9 protein-coding genes are annotated in these 6,992 nt (G+C 45.1%); 6 read left to right on the forward strand and 3 right to left on the reverse strand.

All coding sequences use genetic code 11. The annotated features are described in order from the left end of the window. Nucleotides 1–78, forward strand: a 78-nt coding sequence (locus ON064_RS16165; RefSeq protein ID WP_274625579.1) for an oligopeptide transporter permease oppC, incomplete at its 5' end; no start/stop codon positions are given. Between the two features lie 31 nt (nt 79–109). On the opposite strand, the gene ON064_RS16170 is transcribed toward ON064_RS16165, so the two are convergent. Together ON064_RS16170 and ON064_RS16175 are read right to left on the reverse strand one after the other, a co-directional pair. Continuing rightward, complete coding sequence (locus tag ON064_RS16170) at nt 110–1,195, reverse strand: FUSC family protein (RefSeq protein ID WP_274625575.1); 1,086 nt, start codon at nt 1,193–1,195, stop codon at nt 110–112. Between the two features lie 33 nt (nt 1,196–1,228). Then, nucleotides 1,229–2,515: a glutamate-1-semialdehyde 2,1-aminomutase gene (locus tag ON064_RS16175; RefSeq protein WP_121301207.1), complete on the reverse strand. Its 1,287-nt coding sequence runs from the start codon at nt 2,513–2,515 to the stop codon at nt 1,229–1,231. Nucleotides 2,516–2,633: 118 nt separating this feature from the next. Between ON064_RS16175 and bcp the strand changes: the two genes are divergently transcribed. From bcp to perR, 4 genes are all read left to right on the forward strand, one after another. Then, nucleotides 2,634–3,110 (forward strand): thioredoxin-dependent thiol peroxidase, encoded by a 477-nt coding sequence (gene bcp / locus ON064_RS16180; RefSeq protein ID WP_121301206.1) that lies wholly within the window; start codon nt 2,634–2,636, stop codon nt 3,108–3,110. Between the two features lie 15 nt (nt 3,111–3,125). Next, nucleotides 3,126–4,067, forward strand: a complete 942-nt coding sequence (locus ON064_RS16185) for a D-2-hydroxyacid dehydrogenase (RefSeq protein ID WP_274625576.1) — start codon at nt 3,126–3,128, stop codon at nt 4,065–4,067. Nucleotides 4,068–4,069: 2 nt separating this feature from the next. Next, complete coding sequence (locus tag ON064_RS16190) at nt 4,070–4,621, forward strand: cob(I)yrinic acid a,c-diamide adenosyltransferase (RefSeq protein ID WP_274625577.1); 552 nt, start codon at nt 4,070–4,072, stop codon at nt 4,619–4,621. A 179-nt stretch (nt 4,622–4,800) separates the two neighbouring features. Beyond that, nucleotides 4,801–5,244: a peroxide-responsive transcriptional repressor PerR gene (gene perR, locus ON064_RS16195; RefSeq protein WP_058381335.1), complete on the forward strand. Its 444-nt coding sequence runs from the start codon at nt 4,801–4,803 to the stop codon at nt 5,242–5,244. Between the two features lie 35 nt (nt 5,245–5,279). Here perR and ON064_RS16200 read toward each other — a convergent pair whose 3' ends face one another. Then, nucleotides 5,280–5,633, reverse strand: coding sequence for a YgzB family protein (locus tag ON064_RS16200; protein WP_058381334.1), 354 nt, complete (start codon nt 5,631–5,633; stop codon nt 5,280–5,282). 187 nt (nt 5,634–5,820) lie between these two features. Here ON064_RS16200 and ON064_RS16205 point away from each other — a divergent pair, with 187 nt between their 5' ends. After that, nucleotides 5,821–6,687, forward strand: a complete 867-nt coding sequence (locus tag ON064_RS16205) for a nucleotidyltransferase-like protein (protein WP_274625578.1) — start codon at nt 5,821–5,823, stop codon at nt 6,685–6,687. Nucleotides 6,688–6,992: the final 305 nt, after the last annotated feature.

The raw sequence follows: 6,992 nt of genomic DNA on the forward strand, positions 1-6,992 counted from the left end.
ATCATGTTGACCGTACTTGGCTTTAATTTAATGGGAGACGGGCTGCGCGACGCACTCGACCCACGAATGAAATCATAAGAAAAACGCCCGGAAATTTTCCGGGCGTTTTTTATATGGCGTTTTCGATATCGCTGTCGACTTCTTCGCTATGGTAATTATGGTACGCGATGATCAGCAAGTCCAAATGCTCCAAATGCTCTTCGTAGTCAAGCAGGGCAGAGAGGACATGCATCAAATGGTAAACCGAAAATTCGTCTTCTTCGACTTCAGTCGATAGATTGATTTCCTTAACGAAAATCGACATGACTTCGTTGCGTTTCAACACCGCATCCGGCCCTGAACTTTCGCTATGTTCCGGACGGATTTTTCCGATGTATTTCATATAAAGCTGTTCATGGTAGCTCGCCAAGCTCTCGAGCCGTTCCTGAACCATCATATGGAATTGTTCGGGCAGGTCGCGCAGTTCATTCTCATAACGGTTCAGGCGCCGCAAAACTTCGAGGCTCTTTTTCGATGTGGCAATCATCTGCCTATAGAGTACCAGCTTGCGTGCTTTTGTATATTGCTGCTTTTTCGTATAACTGCGTTCTTCTTTATAAAATGAATACCATTGGTCCACTTTCACCAGCTTCTCGGTCAATTTGCCGATGTCTTCTTTTACCGAGGAATGATCGGAAGCATGGCGAATCGAAATCCGGATCCACCGTATGACATCTTCGCTGACGGAATGGATTGACTGGAACAAGCGCGTTTCGTATTTTGGCGGCAAAAAGATCATATTGACGATAAAAGCCGATAAAATCCCCAATAACACTGTCAGGAATCGCAAAGAGGCGAAGACGAGGAAGTCATCCGATTGCGAGTCCATAATGATGATCAAAGTGACCAATGTCAGGGGAACTGTATTTTCCAGCTTTAATTTCAGCATAATGATGATCGCTAAAATAGCGGCGACACCGATCGTCAAATAATTCGGCCCGAGCGTCAACACGAAGATAACGGCAATCGAAGCACCAATCAAATTGCCGTAAACTTGGTCGAGTAATGTCAGGTATGACCGGTAAATGGAAGGCTGTATGGCGAAAATCGCCGCTACCCCTGCAAATACCGGCGTCGGAAGTTCAAGAAGCGTCGCCAGAAACAAGGCAAGTGATATAGCGATACCAGTTTTGAATATGCGCGCACCGAGTTTCATCGGCAAACACCCCCTTCAGAAAGGAATCCGTTTTTACAATTGGGCAAATGCATGCTCTACCGCCCGAATCGACGTATCGATATCTTCCTCTGTATGTTCAGTGGTCAAAAACCAGGCTTCGTATTTGGAAGGCGCCAAATTGATGCCCTGCTCGAGCATCAGTTTAAAGAAGCGCCCGAACATTTCGCCATCCGTTGCTTCCGCTTGTTCGTAATTTTTCACTTTTTGATCGGTGAAATAAATCGTCAGGGCACCTTTTAAACGATTGATCGTAATCGTGACGCCGTGTTTGTCAGCAGCAGCCAAAATTCCTGATTCAAGACGTTCCCCAAGTTGGTCCATGCGTTCGTAAACACCTTTTTCTTGCAACACTTCAAGACATGCGATGCCTGCTTGGATCGAAGCCGGATTGCCGGCCATCGTCCCTGCCTGATAAGCGGGTCCAAGCGGGGCGACCGTTTCCATGATTTCACGCTTCCCGCCGTATGCACCGATCGGCAAACCGCCGCCGATGATTTTTCCGAGCGCCGTCAAGTCCGGCTCAAGGCCGAGCAAATTCTGCGCACCGCCGTAATGGAAGCGGAAAGCCGTAATGACTTCATCATAGACAATCAATGCACCTTTCTCTTTCGCCAGTGCATGGACTTCTTCAAGAAATCCCTCTTCCGGTTCAACAATGCCGAAGTTGCCGACAATCGGCTCGACGAGAATGCAGGCAATTTCGTCTCCCCAACGGTTAATCGCTTCGTTGAATGCCCCGGGATCGTTAAAAGGAATCGTGATGACTTCTTCAGCGATCGATTTCGGGACGCCTGCCGAATCAGGTGTGCCGAGTGTAGCGGGGCCGGAACCAGCCGCAACGAGCACTAAATCGGAATGGCCGTGATAGCATCCGGCGAATTTCATGATTTTGGTCCGTCCCGTGTAGGCACGGGCCACGCGTATGGTCGTCATGACAGCTTCCGTCCCGCTATTGACAAAACGCACTTTATCCATCGCAGGCATCGCTTGTTTCAGCATTTTTGCGAATGTCACTTCGTGCTTTGTCGGTGTGCCGAATAACACGCCGGTTTCAGCGGCATGTGCAATGGCTTTTGCGATATGCGGGTGACCGTGGCCTGTGATGATCGGGCCGTAAGCCGCTAAATAATCGATGTATTTATTTCCATCCACATCATAAAAGTGGGCGCCTTTTCCATAATCCATGGCAACAGGGGAGCCGCCCCCTACAGCTTTATAAGAGCGGGAAGGGCTATTAACCCCGCCGACAATATGTTCTAGCGCTTCTTGGTGCAATTGTTCGGAAATCGAGTGATCCATAAAATGCCTCCTAAAATAATCTATTCCTTATTGTAGACAATATCAGCAGCAAACGCCAAAGAAATTGAAAGTAATGAAACCGTCCGGTACGATAGAAGAAAGAAAAGGAGTGATGGGTTTGGCTACATTAGAAGGATTGGCAGCACCTGACTTCACATTGCAAAATGAACAGGGCGAAACAATTTCCCTATCGGATTACGCAGGGAAAAAATACGTCGTGCTCTATTTTTATCCGAAAGATATGACACCGGGTTGTACGACCCAAGCATGCGATTTCCGCGATGCCGAAAAAGATTTCTCGGAGCTTAACGCGGAGATTTTGGGCGTTAGTGCAGATTCCAAAGAACGCCATCAAAAATTCATCGACAAGCACGGCTTGCCGTTTTCGCTTCTCGTTGATGAGGATCACCAAGTGTCTGAAGCTTATGGGGTTTGGAAGCTCAAGAAAATGTACGGCAAAGAATTCTGGGGCATCGAGCGCTCGACATTCTTGATTGACCCGACAGGTACCGTCATCAAGGAATGGCGCAAAGTGAAAGTGAAAGAACATATCGAAGAAGTGTTGGAAACTGTAAAAGCAATCAGCGGTGACTGAGAGAGGAAGAATCTGATGGATGTCCTATTTACATTTGTGCCAAGAGAAAACCAGCAGGAACGACTTCAAGCCGAATTCCCTGAAGTGAATTTCCACTTCTTATATAAGAACAAGTCATTTTTGCCGACAGCCGATATTGTTGTCACATACGGAGAAGATTTAACGGCGGAAGATATCGAAAGCGCTGACAACCTGAAATGGATCATGGTAGCAAGCGCAGGAATTGAAAAAATGCCCCACGCGGCCATAGCAAAAAAAGGGATCATCGTTTCGAACGTCAAAGGAATCCATAAAACCCCGATGGCGGAATCCGCATTGGCCCATTTGCTGTCGCTCAAACGCTCCTTGCCATTCATTTATGAGAACCAGCGCAACAGGGAATGGAACCGGAAAACCAAATCATCCGAACTGGCAGGTTCTACAGTCGTCCTGTTCGGTCCTGGGGCAATCGGTTCGGAAATCGGCCGCTTGCTTCAAGCATTCGGAGTTAAGACGATCGGCTGCAACCGTTCGGGAAATGATGCTGAATATATGGATGAAATGGTTTCTATTGAAAATGTATCAGCCGTTCTTCCAAATGCTGATATTGTTCTGTCCGTATTGCCGAGCACGAAGGAAACTTATCATCTATTGAAGAAAGAGCATTTCCAGGCGATGAAAGAGGATGCGATTTTCATGAATTTAGGCCGCGGTGATCTGGTGGAAGACCAAGTGATGCTTGAAGCGCTGGAAAGCGGCGAAATTGGTTATGCCGTATTGGATGTTTTCGAAGAAGAACCGCTGCCGGCAGACCATCCGTATTGGAAGATGGACAATGTCATCATTTCCCCGCATGTTTCGAGCCATTCCGGAAAATACGTCGAGCGCGCCTTGGATGTTTTCATTCCGAATTTACACGCTTGGATTAAAGGCGATAAATCACCATCAAATCCAGTGGATATGAAAAGGGGTTATTGAAGATGAAAATCTATACGAAAACCGGAGACAAAGGAACGACTTCACTTGTATACGGCAGCCGCGTCAAAAAGAACGACCCGCTCGTCGAAGCCTATGGAACGTGTGATGAAGCCAATACGATGATCGGTCTCGGTGTAGGGCATTTGAATGGAGAATTTTTCGAGCAAAAAGAAGCTCTTTGTGAAATCTTCCATCAGATCCAAACAATTCTCTTCCACGTTGGAGCGGAATTAGCGACCCCGGCAGGAAAAGAAGTGAAATGGAAACTTGAGCAGGAACATATCACTCGACTGGAAACATGGATCGATGAATATGACGCAGAACTCCAACCACTTAGTAACTTCATCTTGCCAGGCGGCCATCCCGCAGGAGCGGCATTTCATGTAGCCCGGACGATCGTGCGCCGCGCCGAACGCAATGTTATTGCAATAGGGGAAGGCGTTTCGCCTAACGTCCTGGCATATTTGAACAGGCTTTCCGATTTTCTCTTTGTCGCAGCACGATTCGTCAACCAGCAACTAGGTTCTAAAGAAAAAGGGCTTCACGCAGAGTAAGCGGAAACTTCAAGCAGCTGGGTTCTATACCTAGCTGCTTTTTTAATTCAAAAATTAGCTAGTGGAATAAACAGAAAATTAGCGTCCTATAGCGATTTCTTGACACGCAAAGGTTTTTTTAGGTACACTAATTATAACGATTACAATGTAAGAATATATACGAAGTGAGGTGCCCAGCGATGTCTGAAGCCCAATTGAAAGACGCACTCGATACATTGAAGTCTACAGGTGTCAGAATTACACCCCAGCGTCATGCGATTTTGGAGTTTATGATCCATTCTACATCGCATCCGACAGCAGATGATATTTATCGCGCGCTTGAAAAGGCCTTTCCCAATATGAGTGTAGCCACCGTTTATAATAATTTGCGTGTTTTTAAAAAAGCAGGACTGGTAAAAGAATTAACCTACGGGGATTCTTCAAGTCGCTTTGATTTTGTCACACACGATCATTACCACATGATCTGCAACGAGTGCGGGAAGATTGTCGATTTCCATTATCCTGGATTGGACGAAGTGGAACATCTGGCGTCCCATGTAACAGGCTTCCAGGTGGATTACCACCGTTTGGAAATCTACGGGACATGCCGCGATTGTTATAGCGAGTCAGCTAAAGCCCAATAAAAAGAATGCCCGCCGATTTGGCGGGCATTCTTTTTTTATAGTTGTGGCTTTTTCTTATTATATTCCTCGTTGAATTCTTTACCTTCAAGAGAAGGGTCCATCGTCAACGGTTCATTGCAATGCATACAGATATCAACACGTCCGAGCATTTTTGTATGGCGCTCGCAATTCGGGCACTGTACAGGGACGGTTTTCATCGACAGCAGGCCGATCCAAGCATAGACACCCGTGCTTCCGATGATGGCGACAACACCGAGCAGCATAAAGATGACCATTACAATCGGTTGGTTACGGAAATAGATACCGACATACATAATCACGATGCCGATGAAAATCAATGCCAAAGCGAAGGTCCGGATGCGGTTGATTTTGTTTTTATAAGATTTCATGAGCGGTTCCTCCTTGCGTCCATCATACTATATCACAAACGTCCACAAAAAGGGTTAAGCTAATTCCGTTAAAGGAATATGAGAGAAATATGTCGAAATAAAGAAAAACGCCTTAGAATATTTGCATGCCTAGAGCATACAGGGCATCATAAAACATACAAAGATAGACTGCAGGGAGTGACGACGGATGGAACAAATATTGAGACCGCTATATCAAGAACGCGCGAGCCAGGAAACAACGCTCGGTGTCATCCTAATAGAGAAGAGAGAAGACATCAGCCCAATTACAGATACATTCGATTCAATCCTTCTGATCATTACAAAAGAAAATGAAACACCAGTTTTTACAAAACATTATACGTACTTGGATAAAAAAGCGGCAATGCACATCATCACAGAAAAGCAATTGCATAAGTGGCTTCTATTGGGAACAAACCGTAAAATTGTCGACTGGCTCTTTAACGGCCGTGTCATATATGATCGCAATGAATTTATGGAAAAGCTCAAAACGGAATTGAAAGAGTATCCCTTCTACGGTAGAAAAATCAAAATGGGGCTGGAGTTTGCTAAACTGATCCGCCGGTACCTAGAAGGTAAAATGTTCTTCGAAGAAAAAAATTATTTAGATGCGTATCATCACATGGTAGAGTCGCTCCATCATTTGGCTCGATTATCCGTTCTTGAGAATGGGCTTCCGCCTGAAGTGACAGTGTGGTCACAGGTGAAGAAGATGGAGCCGGCAATCTATAAATTGTACGAAGAACTCATATCAAGCGATGAACCGATTGACAAGCGCTTGGAGCTTTTATTCTTAGCCAGCGAGTTCTTCATCCATTCTCGCACACAAGACGGATCACAACATATTCGTGAAGTAATGGAGAAGCAAAGCAGCTGGACGATTCAGGAATTGCACGAACAGGAAGAATTGAAAAATTATTCTTCCAATCTTGAAGTGCTAATTGAGTTTTTAATCGAAAAAGATTTAATTGCAATTAACGGCGTAAAGACAAAAAGCGAAGGTATCTTCCATCGTTATTATTCAAACAAGCGCTAAATAATTTTACAGGAAGAAAGCTGACAGGGAAGTCGCCCCGTCAGCTTTCTTCATTATAGCAAGTTAAAGAATAGCAAAATACTGCACAAGAATAGATGTACTTCAAAACACTTTGAGGATATTTTCAATTTAAGCGTTGACAATCAAGAAACTAATGTATTATGATATTACATGTCGCTCGAACAGATTAAGTTTTTTACAATAATAAAAAAGACTTGACTCTTTCGCTCAGCGATGCTAAATTATAGAAGTTGCTCTTGAAGCAACGTGGAAATTTGAACCTTGAAAACTGAACAGCAAAACGT

This window comes from Planococcus sp. A6, from assembly GCF_028823615.1.
Lineage (GTDB): Bacteria > Bacillota > Bacilli > Bacillales_A > Planococcaceae > Planococcus.